Consider the following 16,917-nt stretch of genomic DNA (forward strand, 5'->3'; position numbering starts at 1 on the left):
AATAGAAGGATGCGTTCTTAACTAGTCGCTTAATTAGTCATTATCTCCAATTTTTTAATAAAAAAAAGTGCTATCACAAAGTGACAACACTCTCTTCCAACAATAGCTGTACTAAATCCACTAATCTTTAATTTCTGCACCCAGAGAATCCTTAAAATGTGACAGTGCCCATACATGTCCAGCTTGATTAAAACTAGCTGTCGCCTTTTCATGAATGACAATCTTATAGCCCAAATTATATGCGTCAATTGCGGTATGCAAAACACAAATATCTGTGCAAACACCAATTAAATGCACTGTTTCAATTGACCGAGCTCGTAATCTTAAATCTAAATCCGTTCCCGCAAAAGCACTATATCTCGTTTTATCCATCATATAAACATTTGATTTATCTTTATGCGCCTGATACCAAGGCTCCAACTCACCATAGAATTTACGACCGTTTGTACCTGCAATATTATGTGGTGGAAATAAATTAGTTTCTGGATGAAATGGGTCATTTTCATAATGAATATCAGTTGCTAAAACAACATAATCACCTTTTTGTTCAAACTCATTCATTAATTCTATCACTCGAGCTTCAATCTCTTGAGCAGGTTTTCCCGCCGTTAAGTGTCCATCTGTCGCTACAAAATCATTTGTATAGTCAATTTCAATTAAGGCTTCCACAAGTTGTCCCTCATTTTCAGTTGTATTTAATGCCTTCAACATAACAAATTATGCTAATTATCGCAATAAAATCAACTTAACGGTCTCACTAGGTAGACCTCTTCACAGAAACCTTTTAAACTATTGTAGACGTGCTGTGCTCGACTTTTTTTACGACATATCGCAAATACAGTTGGGCCTGATCCACTCATTTCTGCTGCATCTGCCCCAAATTTTATCATTTTTTCTTTTAAACGTGTAATTTCGGGATGACGTTCAGCTGTAATCGGTTCAAGCGCATTACCTAGATTATCAATTATGGCATCCATATCGTCGTCCTCAATTGCATTCACAACGGCGTTTACATTTGGATGAGTGAGTCGCGTATAATCAATTTGTCTAATAATAGTTGGTGTTGAAACACTAATCTTAGGTTTTGCAACCACTAACCAAACAGGGGGTAAGTCTTTTAAAATAGCAATCTTCTCACCACGACCCGTTACATGAGCCGTTCTACTATAAACGCAGTAAGGCACATCAGAATCAATTTTTAAACCAATTTTTGCCAACTCTGCTAAAGATAAATTGAGTTTCCATAATTGATTCAAAGCACGTAAAACGGCTGCTGCATCTGATGAACCGCCACCTAGCCCAGCAGCAACTGGGATTTGCTTCTTGATATGTATTTGGGCACCTTTTTTAATCTGAAATTTATCCTGTAAAATTTTTGCTGCTTTATAGGCTAAATTTCGGTGATCACACGGTAAAAAACCACTATCAGTTTCCACTGTAATGTCCGTTCGATCGTCTAGCGATTTGATATGTAAGTAGTCTGCTAAATCAACTGATGTCATCACCATTCGCCATTCTTGTTCACCATCTTGATGGTTAAATGGGGTGTCTAAACTCAAGTTGATTTTAGCTGGGGCTTTTTCACGAATCTCCATGTTCTCACCTAATCCTATAAGTCCTTAATTAACTCTAATTATACTAATTATTTCTAAAAATAAAAGCCTAAGTTAAGATGTTCTAAAAACATCCCTACCTAGGCTTTTATACTTATTTTTAATCTTCAAAATCAATTTCAATATTTTTTGTTAATACGTCTGTGTAGCTATATGAAACGCGCTCGAATGAATTCTCATCTTGGTTTAAATCGACTACAAAAATAGCTGGGAATGTTTCGCGTAAAATCCCTTTACGTTCTGTAGTTTTCTTTCTACCGGCTTGAGCAACTACCGTTAAATTTTTTCCGACTTGGGCATCTAGCGTACCTTTGATGCTGGCTAAAGTTTCTGGCATGATGGGCTTCACCTTCTTATGTGAAACATCATACCATAGTTTCACAAGATTTGCAATTATACCACATCGAACATCAGTAGTTCAATAAGAAGTTAATTAAATTTCTCTTCTACTTTGATAAGATTGTTAGATAAAACAATAAATTCATGAATACTTAGTTTTTCAGCACGAATTTGAGCAGAAATTTCTGATGCATCCAATGCTGCTTGTAACGCTTCACGAATTTCTGGTGTTTTACCATAAATTGATTGTAAATTATTCCATAAACTTTTACGTCGATGTTGGAAACTTCCTTTAACTAATTTAAAGAAGACCTTTTCACTAATTGGGCGTTCAACGTCGCCTTCTTTTTGATTCAAAACAATAATAGCTGAATCAACATTAGGTTGTGGAATAAAGACGGTTCTTGGAACAACGAATGCGACTTCAGCATCCATTTCATATTGAACGGCTACCGTTAGTGATCCATATGTACGACTACCTGGATCAGCTGCAATTCGTTCTGCCACTTCTTTTTGCATCATAACAACGATTTTATCTAATTTAACCGCCGTTTCTAGTAAATGCATGATAATGGGCGTTGTAATGTAATAAGGTAAATTAGCGACTAATTTTAATGGATGCTGTCCATCAAAATGTTCTTCTACTAACGCTGGTAAATTAGCTTTTAAAATATCTTGTTCCACGATATCAACATTATCATATGGACTTAGTGTTTCGCCAAGTACAGGAATCAAATTTTGGTCAATTTCAATTGCTAAAACATGATGTGCACGTCTTGCTAATTGTTCAGTCAATGACCCAATACCAGGTCCGATTTCGATAACGTCATCTTCAGCCGTAATATCTCCGGCGTCCACAATATTCATTAGTACGTTTTTATCTGTTAAAAAATTTTGGCCTAAACTCTTTTTAAAAGTTAAACCATAAGTTTCCATAATTGCTTTAGTTCTAATAGGTGAAGCAATGTCTGGCACATCATTGTTAGCCATGTTTTTCCTCCGTTATTGTCTCGTTAATTTCTTGCAATGCGTCGACGAACTCTTCTGGTGAAATTTGAAATAGTTTCAATCGATTGTATAATTGTTTTCCATTTGTGTAACCAATTTTGAGATACTCACCTAATTTTTCACGCTTAGCTTTGGCATCCGGTCCGGCAATCAATCCTGCCGTTTGTAAATCCTCTAAGCTGATCAATGTTTCGCCATCAGGCATTTCTGTATACAAATGATCTAGCGCTTCACGAATCGCTTCAACTGAAGCATGTTCAACGCCTAAACTCCCTTTATGATCTGGGACAGCTTCACTTTTTTTCAGAAAAGCATGCTGTACATTTGGAACGCGTGCTGAAATAGTTTTACGAATTTTTTCACCAGAAAAATCAGGGTCCGTAAATACAATTACGCCTCGAGTTTCTTGCAACAGTTCAATTTGATCTAACGTTTCGTCACTAATAGCTGAGCCACGTGTTTCAATCGTATCTGCATTAACAGCTAAATGGATACGTTTTGTGTCATCGCGACCTTCAACTACGATTACTTCTCTAATTTTCTGCATATTACCCTATCCTAAATAAGTTTTCGGCATTTTTAAATGTTGCCGCTGCCATATCAATACTTGAACTCTCTCGAATTTTTGCGACAGCTTCCAAGACGTATCTTGTGTATCCTGGTTCATTGCGCTGACCTCTATAAGGTTCTGGCGTTAAATATGGTGCATCTGTTTCAATTAAAATTCGGTTGCTTGGTGTCACTTTAACGGCTTCATGAACTTCTTTAGCACTATTATAAGTCACAATACCACTATAGGATAAATGCATCCCTAAGTCTAAGAATTTCTCTGCCCATTTTGCATCACCATTAAAGCTATGCATAATGCCACCAATATCACGAATATCAGCTTCTTTCAGGATTGTATAAACATCCTCAAAGGCATCTCGATTATGAATAGAAATTGGTAATTTTAACGCCTTCGCAATCTCAACCTGACGTTTGAAAACTTTTTTCTGCGTTTCAATTGGAGACGTATCCCAATGGTAATCTAGGCCCATTTCACCCATTGCGACAACTTTTGGCGACTGTAATTGTTCTATCAAAACTTCTTCAGTCTCCGGTGTGTAGGTTTTTGCCTCTTCTGGATGCCAACCAATTATAGAATATAAATTAGGATAGCTTTTTGATAGTTCTAGTGATTTCAAAATGCTTGGTTGATCAAATCCAACAATTGCCATTTTAGTCACGTCAAATGCTTTTGCACGCTCAATAACTTCAGGAATTTCCGTTGTAAATTCATCAGAATTAATATGTGTATGTGTGTCAAATATTTCCAAGGGATACCTCTCCTTTCTAGCAGTAAAATGAAGAAGGACTAGAGCAAAACCAAGTTTTGTTTCCAGTCCTTACTTTATTTAGCCTACAATTGCGCCATTTTTAATATCTTCATCAACGGTAATTAATTTCAATTTACCATCGTATTCTACAGATAGAATCATTCCTTGGCTAATTTCGCCTTTCATCTTACGCGGTTTTAAGTTCGCAACAATCACAACTTTTTTTCCTAATAAGACATCTGTTTCAGGATAAAACTCTGCTACACCAGACAAGATTTGACGATGATCAGGATCACCAGCATCTAATCTAAATTTCAATAGTTTATCAGCATTTTGTACTTTTTCAACTTGAATAATTTCAGCAACTTTTAATTCATTTGGCTCAAATTGATCAAATGTCGTTTGAGGTAATGTTAAGTTTAGAGCCACATTTTCTGGATTCCAATCTAAAGAATCCTCTGTATCATTAACTGCCATTGCTTTACGCCCTTTCTTCTTATCTGAAACTGTCATTTGATCTTTAATATAGGCAATCTCTTCTTCAACATCTAAGCGTGGGAAAATAGGCGTTCCTTTTTCAACAACGACGCTGTCCATTGGGAAATCAGAGTAGTTTAATTCTTCAATAGCCATATCTGCCGTGTCTAAACCTAATTGTTCAAAAATTTCTTTAGGTGCATGCGTCATAATAGGTTGGATTAAGACAGCAATCACACGTAAACTAGCTGCTAAATGTACCATAACACTATCAAGTTCAGCTTTACGTGCTTCATCTTTAGCTAAAACCCATGGTTGTGTTTCATCAATATATTTATTTGTTCTAGCAACTAATTTCCAGATAGCATTTAATCCATCTGAGAATTCCATTTTATCCATTAATTCAGTATATTCCGTAATTGTATCTTCAGCTGTTTGACCTAAGTCTCCATCAAATTCAGTTACGTTACCCTTTAATGCTGGAATTTTACCACCATCGTATTTGTTAATCATCGCAACAGTTCTATTTAATAAGTTCCCTAAATCATTAGCTAAATCAAAATTAACACGTGAAACAAAGTCTTCTGGTGTGAAGACACCATCATTACCAAATGGTACAGCGCGCATTAAGTAGTAACGGAGTGCATCCAATCCATAGCGTTCTACTAACATTTCTGGATAGATAACGTTACCTTTTGATTTAGACATTTTACCGTCTTTCATTAACAACCAACCATGACCAAAAATTTGTTTTGGTAAAGGTAAATCGAGCGCCATCAAAATAATTGGCCAGTAAATCGTATGGAAACGCACGATTTCTTTACCAACCATTTGAACATCTGCAGGCCAATATTTATCAAATAGTTCAGTATCATCTGAACCATAACCCAAGGCTGTAATATAATTTGCTAAAGCGTCAATCCAAACATAAACAACATGTTTAGGGTTACTTTTAACTTTTACGCCCCAGTTAAATGTCGTTCTAGATACAGCAAGATCTTCCAAACCAGGTTTAATGAAATTATTTATCATTTCATTTTTACGTGATTCTGGTTGAATAAAATCAGGATGATCTTCATAATATTTTAGTAAACGATCTGCATATTTACTCATTTTAAAGAAATATGATTCTTCTTTAACTAATGAAACTTCGTGACCACTTGGCGCTTTACCACCAACCATTTTACCGTCATCATCACGGAAAACTTCAGCCAACTGTGATTCTGTAAAGAATTCTTCATCAGAAACAGAGTACCAGCCTTCGTATTCTCCTAAATAAATATCGCCTTGTTTAAGTAATTTATCGAAGATATATTGCACAGCTTTTTCATGTTGATCATCTGTTGTTCGAATAAATTTATCATTTGTAATTTCAAGGGTTTTCCATAATTCTTTAATATCACTAGCCATACCGTCGACATAAGCTTGTGGTGTTGTCCCTAATTCTTCAGCTTTTTGTTCGATTTTCAAACCATGTTCATCTGTTCCCGTTAAGAAGAAAACATCATATCCTTTTTGGCGTTTGTAACGTGCTAAGACGTCACACGCAATTGTTGTGTATGAATTTCCAATATGTAATTTACCAGATGGATAATAAATTGGTGTTGTTAAATAAAATGTGGGTTTTTCTGTCATTTTTTAAGACCCTTTCCGTATCGTATTTCATGTGTTTTTTAACATTCGTTCTGTATAAACTCCTTAACAGTATATCATAGTTTTCAGCCGATTTTAAGCAATAAAAAGAGACAGTCCGTGAGTTTAACATAGACTATCTCTTTTAAAATTAGCGTGCATATTTTTGAAATTGACGAATAATCATAATTTCTTTTTCAGATAGCTGTCCATCTAAAATGGTAATTAAAATCCGCCCAACCCGTCTTGGATCTTGTTTCAGTGCCGTGATACTAAACGTTATCGCCGCAACCATCAACGTTAGTAGTAACCCTTCACCTTTTGTGAAAACTGTTCCAAATAACGTTATTGGATTTCCACCAAAAAAACTAGAAAAACCAAAGTAAAACAGAATGAAGTCAAAAAACCGCTGAAAATAAGTTAGCCATTGTAATCTAGTCTTTAGATTATTTAATCGAGTAAAAATTTCACTGTGTTCAATCATTTTACAACAGTCCTTCACTATAATTTAATTTTAAAATCAACTAATTGTGAACCATTAAAATTTGTCAAATATCGATGAAATTCATCCTTTAAAATATAGGGTAACACAGGAACTAAATCAGGTGTTAGTCCGACGTTTTGCTTATTCAAAGCCCATTCAACTGGAAAGTCTGCTAAAATACCTTCTCGTGTTCTTTGTGGATATTGTTTTCCAAATGGTTGTTGTAAAGAGATATGAAATAACGCTATTGTAGCTTGATATTCGTCGTCCACTGACCATTCAAGATAACCCGTTGGTCTACATTGAGAATCGGTAATTTTGATTCCTGTTTCCTCATATAATTCACGAAGCATCCCTGCAAGTTCAGATTCTTGTGGTTCACGTTTACCACCAATTCCATTCCAAAGACCAACATATGGTTTTTTCAAACGATTTAATAATAAAATGTTGTTTCCAGCTGTGATAACAGCTAGATTATATTTTGCTAAATCAATCATTATTCAGCAGTTCTAACTATAAAGCGCATCTTAATTGTTTGCATTAATTCTAACACTGTCATATCGTACGTACGTAAAATAACCTCTTTTGAATCCGCATTTCTAGGTACTGTAATAACAAATGCATTTTGTTGATCATTCTTTTGAATACCAACATAAGCTGACGCAAAATTAACATTACTTTTAAATTCAGAATGCATAATATCAAACAATTGACGTACTTCTAATTTTAATTGACGTTCACTGAAAACTGGTGTTAACGTTGCAAACGTATTTAAGTACATTTTTGGTAATTTCCACGCTTCAAGTTGTGCATCGAAGGCTTTAAATAAGGCAACCGTTGCTCGGCGAGCTTCAAAAGGTGCACGTAAGTCATTAGATGTTAAGATTTCCAATAATTTAAGTGCAGCATCTGTTGCGATAGGGTAAAATTCTAAGAATTTTTCAGTAATTTGTTCCATATCTTCATTTTGAAAGAACACCAAAGCATCTAAAAGTGTGATTAATCGGTACATTCCCCATTCATCTGGGCCGCTACCTTCTTTAGGTTCAGCAGTCACTGTTGCCAAGATTCCTTGATAGAATAATTCTCTAATATTATCATCAATAAACCCATTTTCTTCTTGTAATCTAAAAATAGTCCCATGTAAAACCGTATCATAAAGTTGAACAGCCGTCGCATTGATTTTATCGTCGATATTAAAATCATCCGTTGTCATTTTTAACATTAATTCAGGTGCCTGATTAAGTTGCAAGAAAAAATGGAATAGTTCATGCGAAATCAAGTAATCAGGTGCTGTAATATCAGTCACATTAATAATGAAATTTCCATCTTCTAACCGAGATTCTACTTGTTGATGCTTAATAAACCCAACTTTTTCGCCACCATATTGAATTTTAATTTCTCCATCAAATTGTTCTTTAATTGTAGTAATTAAATTTTGTGTATTTTGGTGTAATGTAATCTCAACCATTTAATTATCCCCTTTTTTTCTTAATTCATTTAGTTTTTTTGTTGCAACCTCTGTATCTGGTCGATTCTCATTTTTTAATAACTCAGTTAATTGTGCCACTTCTTCGTCTACAGCGCCAACTTTAACTGCCAGTGATTTTAGTTGAAGACCCATATGTCCCTTTTGAATACCCTCAGAAACAAGTGCTTTAAGTGCCGCTAAATTTTGAGCTAACCCAACACTTGCAACCAAACTAGCAAGCTCTTTTGCTGATCGAATACCCATCATTTTTTTATTAATTTGAACCATTGGGACAATATCAATCGAACCCCCAACAACTCCTATGGGCATTGGTAATTTAATTATGCCAACTAAATTATCACTGACTATCGACCATTTCGTCAAGCCACGATACTGGCCATCTTGGCTAGCATAAGCATGAGCACCTGCTTCAACGGCACGCCAATCGTTTCCCGAAGCAATGAGAACCGCATCAATCCCATTCATAATACCTTTATTATGTGTGACGGCACGATATGGGTCAAGTTGAGCCACTCGACTTGCTGAGACAATTTTCTTAGCTATGTGTTCACCACTAATTTCTGCAGAATCTAACAACGTAAAAGGAATTGAGCAGCTTGATTCAACTAATGAATCTGTTGCGTAGTTGGATAGAATACTCATAAGGACGTCTTGTTTAAACTGTGTTTGCAGCGTTTCACCAACTGCCTCCATCATTGTATTTACACTATTAGCGCCCATTGCTTCTTGAACATCTACTGCTAAATCTACCGAAATTAGATCAGCTGCTAGTTTTCGAACTCTGACCCAACGTGCGCCACCGCCTCGTTTTACAAGTGAAGGACGAGCAGCATTCGCTATTTTAATTAAATTCAATTGTTGTTCATTAATTTGGTTGATAACGTTATCCGCATCATCAATATTTTCTAAAATAACTTGACCTATCATTAAGCGTGATTTAATTTTTGTTGTAAATCCACCCGCAGATGCAATTATTTTTGCCCCATTATTATTTGCCGCAATTACAGAAGGTTCTTCAGTTACCATTGGGACCGTCATCTTTTTTCCATCAACTAAATAATTAAACGCAATACCTTCTGGCAAGGTAAAATCTGCTATATAATTTTCAGTCATCTGATCCCCTAATTCATGATTAAGAGCATGCGTTTCTATTTCTAATTTTTCATCATCTGAAATAAGATTGTCATTTAATAAGGTTATTAATCTATCATGCCATTTTTTTTGATAAAATTTTATAAATTTTGTCATTACCTTAGTCCTTTTTGTTGTTTTTACTTTTAGTAAGAGAAATAATTGGTTTCTTAGCTTATTTTACGCTATTATAGATAGATAATATATTACTTTTAAAAAAAGGGGCGTACTAAAATGAAAAAAATATTAAGTCTTGCCAGTGTGTTATTGATTGCTCTTGCTTTAACCGCCTGCGGTAAATCGAAAGATACAGCATCCGATGTAACACAAACAAAGGGTACATTAACAATCGGATTAGAAGGTACTTACCGCCCTTATAGTTACCACGATAGTAACAATAAATTAACTGGTTTCGAAGTTGATCTTGGTAAACAATTAGCTAAAAAAATGGATTTAACGCCTAAATTTATCGAATCAAAATGGGATTCATTAGTTGCAGGATTAGATGCTAACAAATACGACGTTGTTTTAAACAACGTTGGTGTTACAAAAGAACGTCAAGATAAATACAACTTTACATCACCTTATATTTATTCAAAATCAATTTTAGTCGTCAAAAATAATAACTCTTCTATTAAAACGATTAAAGATATTAAGGGTAAAAAGATGGCACAAACGGTTACAAGTGAAAATGGAGCCGATGCTGAACGCCTTGGTGCTGATGTTGTCTCAACAGATGATTTTGCAAATACAATCAGTTTAATCCTAGATGGTCGGGCTGATGGTACCATTAACAGTAACGATGCTGTCTATTCATACTTAAAAGAAAAACCTGATACGAACATTAAAACAATTTCAACAGGTTCTGAAATTCCAGCATTAAAAGTTGCTGGCTTAATCCAACAGGACAACCCAAAATTACAAAAAGAATTAAACAAAGCACTTAAAGAATTACGTGCTGATGGCTCATTATCAAAACTATCAAAAAAATATTTTGGTAGCGACATCACAAATAAATAATTCCAAAAGGACTGGTGCAAAATCCATTTTGTCATCAGTCTTTTTTTATTAATAATAGATTAAGAGAGGTTCCGCGTTTATGAAACTTGTTATTGATTCACTCCCAACCATTTTAGAAGCTGGAATTCGCTACACTATCCCTTTGACGATAATTTCATTCGTTATCGGGATCATCATCGCAATTATCACCGCACTAGTTCGAATATCAGATATAAAAAAAGGCAGTACCTTCACCCAAATTTTAAAAGGGATTGGTAAAGCATTCTTTTCATTCTATGTTTGGATTTTCAGAGGAACGCCTTTGATTGTGCAATTATTTATCCTATTTTATGGACTACCTAGATTACCAGCACCTTATACAGTTGAATTCGGCGCATTCAGTGCCGCTGTTATTGTTTTTTCATTAAACGTTGGTGCTTATGCATCGGAAACAATTCGTGCAGCTATTCTATCAATTTCAAAAGGTCAGTGGGAAGCTGGTTACGCCATTGGTATGACACACACAACCGTGTTATTTCGCGTTATTTTACCACAAGCAGCACGGGTCTCACTTCCACCTTTATCAAATAGTTTCATTGGTTTAATAAAGGATACGTCATTAGCCTTCTCAATCACGATTGTCGAAATGTTTTCCGTTGGTCAACAAATTGCGGCAAGAACTTATGAACCTATGACCTTATACTGTGAAGTAGCGGTCGTTTATCTAGTCTTTTGCTCAATTTTAAACGTTGGTCAATATTATCTAGAAAAAAGAACATCGCGTTACATTAAAAATAACTAGGAGGTCTTAACTTTGATTAAATTTGAAAATGTTAATAAATACTTCGACCAACATAAAGTCTTAAAATCGTTGTCATTTGAATTACCAGAAAACGAAACAACCGTCATCGTTGGTCCTTCTGGTTCCGGTAAATCAACCTTATTACGCTCATTTAATTTATTAGAACAACCCGAAGAAGGTCTCTACTCATTAGATGATAAAAAGATCGACTTTACCCAACCAATCAGTGAAAAAACAATTTTGGAAGTTCGTCGTGAAACAGGTATGGTTTTCCAAGACTATAACTTATTTCCTCATTTAACTGTTTTGAAAAATGTTATGGAAGGACCCCTTCACGTTTTAAAGGAACAAAAATTAATTGTTGCACAACGCGCTGAAGAACTTTTAGAATTAGTCGGTCTTTCAGATCGTGCTAATTACTATCCAAGCCAGTTATCTGGTGGTCAACAACAACGTGTAGCTATTGCTAGAGCAATGGCAATGAATCCTAAATATTTATTATTTGATGAACCAACTTCTGCACTAGATCCTGAATTAGAAGCAGAGGTTTTAAGAGTTCTACTTAAGTTGGATATAGAAAAAAAATCAATGGTTATCGTTACTCATAATATGGCCTTTGCAAAAGCTGTTGCCAATAATATCATTTTTCTAGAAGATGGCAATATCTTATTTAATGGTTCACCAGACGAATTTTTCAATCACCCTACAGAACGCATTCAAAAATTTTTATCAGCAATGACATTCGAAGATATTTTACCAAAATAAAAAGACATCAATTTTTGATGTCTTTTTATTTACCTAATTTAGTTGTTAAATAACCTTCTCGGACACCACTTTCAGAAAAAATGACACCAACAGAATTTAAATATTGTCCCAGAACAACAACTGGTGCAATTCCACCTACAATAATATCCGCACGGTTAGAAGCTATACCACTGACTTGTGCACGCTTTTTAGTCGTCAAGCCTACCAAGTCCTCAAAAGTTAATGAAACTGCCTTACGTGACAATTGATAGCCATTAATTGCCTCCGTATTAATTAGCTTCTGTTTTTTGCGGTTTAAACGTCCAATAATTCGATTTGAGCCGCCAAGTAGTACGAGGGGCAACTCCATTGCTTCCTTCAACCACTCCAACTTTTGAAAAGCGGTCACCAAGTACTCCATTAACTGAAATAATTCTTTACTCGTAATCTGTTCATTTTTTAAATATTTTTCGGATAAAGTCACTGCACCAAATGGCAAACTCACAAGATGTACCACTTTTCGATTAACCACATGGATTAATTCACTGCTTGCGCCACCTGTATCCAAAATCAAGCAATCATGAATTGGTAAGGCTTCCATTACACCCATATAATCGTAATAAGCTTCATCATCCCCACTTAAAACTTCAATATCAGCACCAACTGCCTCTTTAATTCGACGTAAAAATTCTTTTTGATTTCGAGCCATTCGTACAGCTGCAGTGGCAATTCCATGTACAGCAACCGGTCCATAAATATCATATTGTTTTTTAAAACTAACTAAGGCTTCAATTGTCCTAGCCATCGCATGTTCCTGTAACACTCGGGATTTCCCCATCCCTTCAGATAATCGTGTTTCCGATTTTAAACGCTTAATTTCTTTAAATTGTCCATTATCAAGTTGTTCGTTAATTGATAATCGAACCGAATTTGAACCCAAATCCAATAAAACAAACTTTTCCATTATTACTCACCTCATACTAAATCAAAGAAACGTTTCACAACCGAACTAGTTAAAATAATTAATTCCAATCGCATCTCTAACTTCGTTCAATGTTTGGTTTGCAACAGCATTAGCTTTATCACTACCCGCTTTTAACATTGCATAAATGGCTTCAGGATCTTTAGCTAATTCAGCTCGTCGTTCACGAATTGGAGCTAACTCAGCTTCAAGTACTTCATTTAAATAACGTTTAATTTTAACATCGCCTAAGCCACCTGCTTGATACTGGGCCTTAAGTTCGGCAACTTTTTCAGTATCTTTATCAAAGATATCAAGATAAGTAAATACCATGTTACCCTCAACTTTACCTGGATCTTCAACATGAATATGATCTGGATCTGTATACATTGACATTACTTTCTTCTTCAATGTCTCCGCATCATCGGCAAGGAAAATCCCGTTTCCTAGTGACTTACTCATTTTTGCATTACCATCTAATCCAGGTAAACGTCCTTGCCCTTTTGGAGGGAAGACACCTTCTGGTTCAACAAGAATATCTTGTTGATAAATTGTATTAAAACTTCTAACGATTTCGCGTGTTTGTTCAATCATTGGTTCTTGATCATCGCCAACAGGTACAACTGTTGCTTTAAATGCTGTAATATCTGCAGCCTGGCTAACCGGATAAACAAAAAATCCGGCAGGAATACTGCGTTCAAAATTCTTTTGTTGAATTTCAGCTTTAACTGTAGGATTACGTTCCAAGCGAGAAACAGTTACCAAATTCAAGTAATAACTTGTTAGTTCCGTTAATGCAGGAATTTGAGATTGAACAAAAATAGTTGATTTGTTTGGATCAATACCAACCGCTAGATAATCTAACGCTACTTGAATTAAACTATTTTTAATTTTTTCCGGATCACGTGCGTTATCTGTCAAAGCTTGTTGATCAGCAATCATGATGAATATCTCATAATCACCAGAATTTTGCATTTCAACACGATTCTTTAATGAACCGATGTAGTGCCCGATATGTAGTTTCCCCGTAGGTCGATCCCCTGATAAGACTACTTTTTTTGTCATATTTACGCTCCCTTTCTATCTATAAAAAAAGTCCTATTGTTAGTAAATAACAATAGGACGACTGTCTCGTGGTACCACCTAAATTGCAGAATAAAATTCTGCCACTTACCGATAAGGAGGTTACCCAAAATTCTCATATATCCAATTCAGTCCGCCACCATACCTTCCAGCAAAATCAGTATGTCCCTGTTCTAGTTGGCGTTCCTACTTCGCAATAATCAATGAATTATCTATTAGTGTAAGTGTAGCGTGTTCAACAGAAAAAATCAAATAATATTAAATACTAGACGAATATTTCAAAAACCTTTAAACTAGGTCAATAGTACAAAGGGGGCATTAAGATGTCAGAAGAAGAAATCGAACAAAATAGAGTTGATTCAATTATTACTGAAATTAATCACCAATCTATTAAAACAGCCGAACTATGTGAAAAAGCACATAAAGAAACCTCATCAGTTGAAAAAAACTATGTAGATAATGCCAAAATCAATACTTTTGAAGTTGATGATAGAATTGAAACGAATGCCGAAGTGCAACAACAGAAACAATTGGTCGCCACGACTATCCAAACTGAAGAAATATTAGAAAAACAGGTTCATACTTTAAAACAATTAGGCGATTCACCTTATTTTGGACGTATCGACATCCAAGACGATGGCGATCCAGAACAGGAACAACTCTATATTGGTCTAGCCTCTCTAGTAGATGATCATCAAAATTTTCTAATACATGACTGGCGTGCACCTATTTCAAGTATTTATTATAACGGCGCATTGGGTCATATTTCTTATAAGACACCACAAGGAACTCAAATGACAGAATTATCCAAAAAACGTCAATTTCAAATTAAAGAAGGTAAAATCCTATCGATGTTTGATACCAATGAAACAATTGGCGATGAATTATTGCAACAAGTTTTAGGCGAACAAAGTGACACACAGATGAAAAATATTGTTTCTACAATTCAACAAGAACAAAACACAATTATTCGAGATACAACAAGTGACTTATTAGTTGTCCAGGGGGTTGCCGGAAGTGGGAAAACATCCGCTATTCTACAACGTATTGCATTTCTACTCTATCACTCAAGAACATCACTAAATGCGGATCAAATTATATTATTTTCTCCAAATCTACTTTTCAGTCACTATATTTCCGATGTACTACCTAGCCTGGGCGAAAAGAACATGAGACAAGTCACGTTAGCCGAATTCTTCTCTAATCGTTTTCAAGGATTAAAGGTTGAAACCTTATTTGAAAATTATGAGTCAAACAATAAACATGCTTCATCTGATTTAAGAGGTAATGCACTTTTAAAAAAAACAATTGAAAATTACTTAAATGCAGTAGATTCATCTGAATTAGCCTTCACAGATATCATTTATGAAGGTATCCCGTTCTTTAAAAAAGAAGAAATCGCTAATATATTTACACATCTACCACATAATATGTTGTCATCAGATAAATTTACCGCAACAAAAAATACACTAACAAAACGATTAAAAACTAGAATTGCCGAAATGGCAGAATCTGATTGGATGCGTGAAGAAATTGATTCGTTATCTGATTCTCAATATGAAACATATTTAAGTGATTATGAACGCGATGAATTTGATAGTATTGATAAAGAAATATCATATATTGGTACCATTATATTAAAAGATCGCTTTAATATTGTATATGATGCGATTTACAATAATTATTTTATTGATATTTATGAGCAATATGCTAAATTCCTTGAAATTACAATTTCAATAGAAGAAAAAAAATCATTCCAATCAAACTTAGAGCTTCATAAAATCACGTTATTAGATGCCACACCACTACTATTGCTACGAGACTTACTAACGGGTGATGGTCAAAATAGAAATATCGAACATCTTTTTATTGATGAAATTCAAGATTACTCTCCGCTGCAACTCTTATATTTAAAAAATTGTTTTCCTAACGCTAAATTAACACTTTTAGGAGATAGTGAGCAAGCTTTATTCTATGATTTAATCTTACCAGCTAAATTTTTAGAAAATTTAAATCATATTTTACAAGTTAAAAAAACTAATTTAATTATTTTAAATAAAAGTTACCGATCAACATTTGAAATTACTAATTTTGCAAAATCATTGCTACCAGACGGAAATAGCATTGAATCATTCACACGTCATGGCGAATTACCTAAAATATACTTTAGTAAAACCCGGGCTTCTGCACTAGCATCTTTAATAGCCCTAATTAAAAATGGTGATACTAATAACCAACCAGTAACTATCATCACTAAAAATTTGGCTGAATGTAAATTACTATATAGTGAACTCAGATCATTAGTAAAATTAACAATGGTTACAGATGGCGACAGAAAAATTCCAGAAGAAACAATAATATTACCTATTTATTTAGCTAAAGGCTTGGAATTTGATTCTGTTATTGCTTTTGATATTTCAAAAAAAAATTATATTTCAAAAAATGATCTTGGTACCCTTTATACTCTTTGTTCACGAGCAATGCATACCTTAACTATCTTTTCCATTGAGTCACTATCTCCGTTGCTTACGAATTCCATAAATAATTCTAGTGTTTTGATTGTTTAAATTTAGGTTGATTTATTTTTAATATTACTATAGACTTTTATAGTAATGCCGCTTTAGCTCAGTAGGTAGAGTATCACCATGGTAAGGTGGGGGTCACCGGTTCAAATCCGGTAAGCGGCTTTTTATTTTACAATCGCATAAAAAAAGGACATTAACAATTATGTTAATGTCCTTTTTTTATTTATTATTAGCATGGCAACGTCCTACCCTCGCAGGGGGCGACCCCCAACTACTCTTGGCGCTAAGAAGCTTAACTTCTGTGTTCG

General features: G+C 34.7%; 16 protein-coding genes, 1 tRNA gene, 1 rRNA gene and 1 pseudogene. 5 read left to right on the forward strand and 14 right to left on the reverse strand.

Translation table 11 applies throughout. The features are described 5' to 3' along the window. Positions 1 to 120: 120 nt before the first annotated feature. From AC1RPT_RS06430 to AC1RPT_RS06480, 11 genes and pseudogenes are all read right to left on the reverse strand, one after another. The gene (locus AC1RPT_RS06430) at positions 121 to 711 is read right to left on the reverse strand and encodes a cysteine hydrolase family protein (RefSeq protein ID WP_481761793.1); all 591 of its coding nucleotides are present in this window, start codon (positions 709 to 711) and stop codon (positions 121 to 123) included. Between the two features lie 29 nt (positions 712 to 740). Continuing rightward, positions 741 to 1,595 (reverse strand): 4-(cytidine 5'-diphospho)-2-C-methyl-D-erythritol kinase, encoded by an 855-nt coding sequence (ispE, locus tag AC1RPT_RS06435; RefSeq protein ID WP_481761794.1) that lies wholly within the window; start codon positions 1,593 to 1,595, stop codon positions 741 to 743. 118 nt (positions 1,596 to 1,713) lie between these two features. Further along, a complete protein-coding gene (locus AC1RPT_RS06440) occupies positions 1,714 to 1,950 on the reverse strand; it encodes a Veg family protein (protein ID WP_409021932.1) in 237 nt (78 codons plus the stop codon). A 92-nt stretch (positions 1,951 to 2,042) separates the two neighbouring features. Next, positions 2,043 to 2,942 (reverse strand): 16S rRNA (adenine(1518)-N(6)/adenine(1519)-N(6))-dimethyltransferase RsmA, encoded by a 900-nt coding sequence (rsmA, locus tag AC1RPT_RS06445; protein WP_409021931.1) that lies wholly within the window; start codon positions 2,940 to 2,942, stop codon positions 2,043 to 2,045. Continuing rightward, positions 2,935 to 3,507 (reverse strand): ribonuclease M5, encoded by a 573-nt coding sequence (gene rnmV / locus AC1RPT_RS06450; RefSeq protein WP_409021930.1) that lies wholly within the window; start codon positions 3,505 to 3,507, stop codon positions 2,935 to 2,937. The genes rsmA and rnmV overlap by 8 nt, the downstream gene beginning before the upstream one ends. A 1-nt stretch (position 3,508) precedes the next feature. Continuing rightward, positions 3,509 to 4,279: a TatD family hydrolase gene (locus AC1RPT_RS06455; RefSeq protein WP_481761795.1), complete on the reverse strand. Its 771-nt coding sequence runs from the start codon at positions 4,277 to 4,279 to the stop codon at positions 3,509 to 3,511. Positions 4,280 to 4,357: 78 nt separating this feature from the next. Next, a complete protein-coding gene (metG, locus tag AC1RPT_RS06460; protein ID WP_481761796.1) occupies positions 4,358 to 6,391 on the reverse strand; it encodes a methionine--tRNA ligase in 2,034 nt (677 codons plus the stop codon). Between the two features lie 148 nt (positions 6,392 to 6,539). Beyond that, complete coding sequence (locus AC1RPT_RS06465) at positions 6,540 to 6,872, reverse strand: hypothetical protein (RefSeq protein WP_409021927.1); 333 nt, start codon at positions 6,870 to 6,872, stop codon at positions 6,540 to 6,542. Between the two features lie 17 nt (positions 6,873 to 6,889). Further along, positions 6,890 to 7,369, reverse strand: a complete 480-nt coding sequence (locus AC1RPT_RS06470) for an NUDIX domain-containing protein (RefSeq protein WP_481761797.1) — start codon at positions 7,367 to 7,369, stop codon at positions 6,890 to 6,892. After that, a complete protein-coding gene (locus AC1RPT_RS06475; RefSeq protein WP_481761798.1) occupies positions 7,369 to 8,343 on the reverse strand; it encodes an IpaB/EvcA family protein in 975 nt (324 codons plus the stop codon). Before AC1RPT_RS06475 ends, AC1RPT_RS06470 begins: the two co-directional genes overlap by 1 nt. Beyond that, positions 8,344 to 9,615: pseudogene (locus AC1RPT_RS06480) on the reverse strand (hydroxymethylglutaryl-CoA reductase, degradative); the annotation flags it as partial. A 114-nt stretch (positions 9,616 to 9,729) separates the two neighbouring features. Here AC1RPT_RS06480 and AC1RPT_RS06485 point away from each other — a divergent pair. The 3 genes from AC1RPT_RS06485 to AC1RPT_RS06495 all read left to right on the forward strand — a co-directional run bounded on the left by AC1RPT_RS06485 (position 9,730) and on the right by AC1RPT_RS06495 (position 12,061). Then, the gene (locus AC1RPT_RS06485; RefSeq protein ID WP_481761799.1) at positions 9,730 to 10,515 is read left to right on the forward strand and encodes a transporter substrate-binding domain-containing protein; all 786 of its coding nucleotides are present in this window, start codon (positions 9,730 to 9,732) and stop codon (positions 10,513 to 10,515) included. A gap of 79 nt (positions 10,516 to 10,594) precedes the next feature. Beyond that, complete coding sequence (locus AC1RPT_RS06490) at positions 10,595 to 11,296, forward strand: amino acid ABC transporter permease (protein ID WP_481761800.1); 702 nt, start codon at positions 10,595 to 10,597, stop codon at positions 11,294 to 11,296. Positions 11,297 to 11,308: 12 nt separating this feature from the next. Beyond that, entirely contained in the window at positions 11,309 to 12,061 is a 753-nt protein-coding gene (locus tag AC1RPT_RS06495; protein ID WP_481761801.1) for an amino acid ABC transporter ATP-binding protein, read from the forward strand. A 25-nt stretch (positions 12,062 to 12,086) separates the two neighbouring features. Here AC1RPT_RS06495 and AC1RPT_RS06500 read toward each other — a convergent pair whose 3' ends face one another. Both AC1RPT_RS06500 and trpS read right to left on the reverse strand, forming a co-directional pair. Next, complete coding sequence (locus AC1RPT_RS06500) at positions 12,087 to 13,004, reverse strand: Ppx/GppA phosphatase family protein (protein ID WP_481761802.1); 918 nt, start codon at positions 13,002 to 13,004, stop codon at positions 12,087 to 12,089. 45 nt (positions 13,005 to 13,049) lie between these two features. Beyond that, a complete protein-coding gene (trpS, locus tag AC1RPT_RS06505) occupies positions 13,050 to 14,066 on the reverse strand; it encodes a tryptophan--tRNA ligase (protein ID WP_481761803.1) in 1,017 nt (338 codons plus the stop codon). 341 nt (positions 14,067 to 14,407) lie between these two features. Between trpS and helD the strand changes: the two genes are divergently transcribed. Continuing rightward, positions 14,408 to 16,651, forward strand: a complete 2,244-nt coding sequence (helD, locus tag AC1RPT_RS06510; RefSeq protein ID WP_481761804.1) for an RNA polymerase recycling motor HelD — start codon at positions 14,408 to 14,410, stop codon at positions 16,649 to 16,651. 47 nt (positions 16,652 to 16,698) lie between these two features. Continuing rightward, positions 16,699 to 16,771: transfer RNA gene (locus AC1RPT_RS06515), tRNA-Thr, on the forward strand. Positions 16,772 to 16,841: 70 nt separating this feature from the next. Here the strand turns inward: AC1RPT_RS06515 and rrf are convergent. After that, positions 16,842 to 16,917: ribosomal RNA gene (gene rrf, locus AC1RPT_RS06520) — 5S ribosomal RNA — on the reverse strand; the annotation flags it as partial.

The sequence above is a fragment of the Dellaglioa sp. CoH-56-MRSF-11 genome, from assembly GCF_056782135.1.

What these genes read in the sequence shown, in the direction of transcription:
- AC1RPT_RS06470 (WP_481761797.1), bottom strand. Translation starts at nt 7,369, where the DNA reads ATGATTGATTTAGCAAAATATAATCTAGCTGTTATCACAGCTGGAAAC.
- ispE (WP_481761794.1), bottom strand. Translation starts at nt 1,595, where the DNA reads ATGGAGATTCGTGAAAAAGCCCCAGCTAAAATCAACTTGAGTTTAGAC.
- metG (WP_481761796.1), bottom strand. Translation starts at nt 6,391, where the DNA reads ATGACAGAAAAACCCACATTTTATTTAACAACACCAATTTATTATCCA.
- rnmV (WP_409021930.1), bottom strand. Translation starts at nt 3,507, where the DNA reads ATGCAGAAAATTAGAGAAGTAATCGTAGTTGAAGGTCGCGATGACACA.
- rsmA (WP_409021931.1), bottom strand. Translation starts at nt 2,942, where the DNA reads ATGGCTAACAATGATGTGCCAGACATTGCTTCACCTATTAGAACTAAA.
- AC1RPT_RS06465 (WP_409021927.1), bottom strand. Translation starts at nt 6,872, where the DNA reads ATGATTGAACACAGTGAAATTTTTACTCGATTAAATAATCTAAAGACT.
- AC1RPT_RS06475 (WP_481761798.1), bottom strand. Translation starts at nt 8,343, where the DNA reads ATGGTTGAGATTACATTACACCAAAATACACAAAATTTAATTACTACA.
- AC1RPT_RS06430 (WP_481761793.1), bottom strand. Translation starts at nt 711, where the DNA reads ATGTTGAAGGCATTAAATACAACTGAAAATGAGGGACAACTTGTGGAA.
- AC1RPT_RS06500 (WP_481761802.1), bottom strand. Translation starts at nt 13,004, where the DNA reads ATGGAAAAGTTTGTTTTATTGGATTTGGGTTCAAATTCGGTTCGATTA.
- AC1RPT_RS06485 (WP_481761799.1), top strand. Translation starts at nt 9,730, where the DNA reads ATGAAAAAAATATTAAGTCTTGCCAGTGTGTTATTGATTGCTCTTGCT.
- AC1RPT_RS06440 (WP_409021932.1), bottom strand. Translation starts at nt 1,950, where the DNA reads ATGCCAGAAACTTTAGCCAGCATCAAAGGTACGCTAGATGCCCAAGTC.
- helD (WP_481761804.1), top strand. Translation starts at nt 14,408, where the DNA reads ATGTCAGAAGAAGAAATCGAACAAAATAGAGTTGATTCAATTATTACT.
- trpS (WP_481761803.1), bottom strand. Translation starts at nt 14,066, where the DNA reads ATGACAAAAAAAGTAGTCTTATCAGGGGATCGACCTACGGGGAAACTA.
- AC1RPT_RS06490 (WP_481761800.1), top strand. Translation starts at nt 10,595, where the DNA reads ATGAAACTTGTTATTGATTCACTCCCAACCATTTTAGAAGCTGGAATT.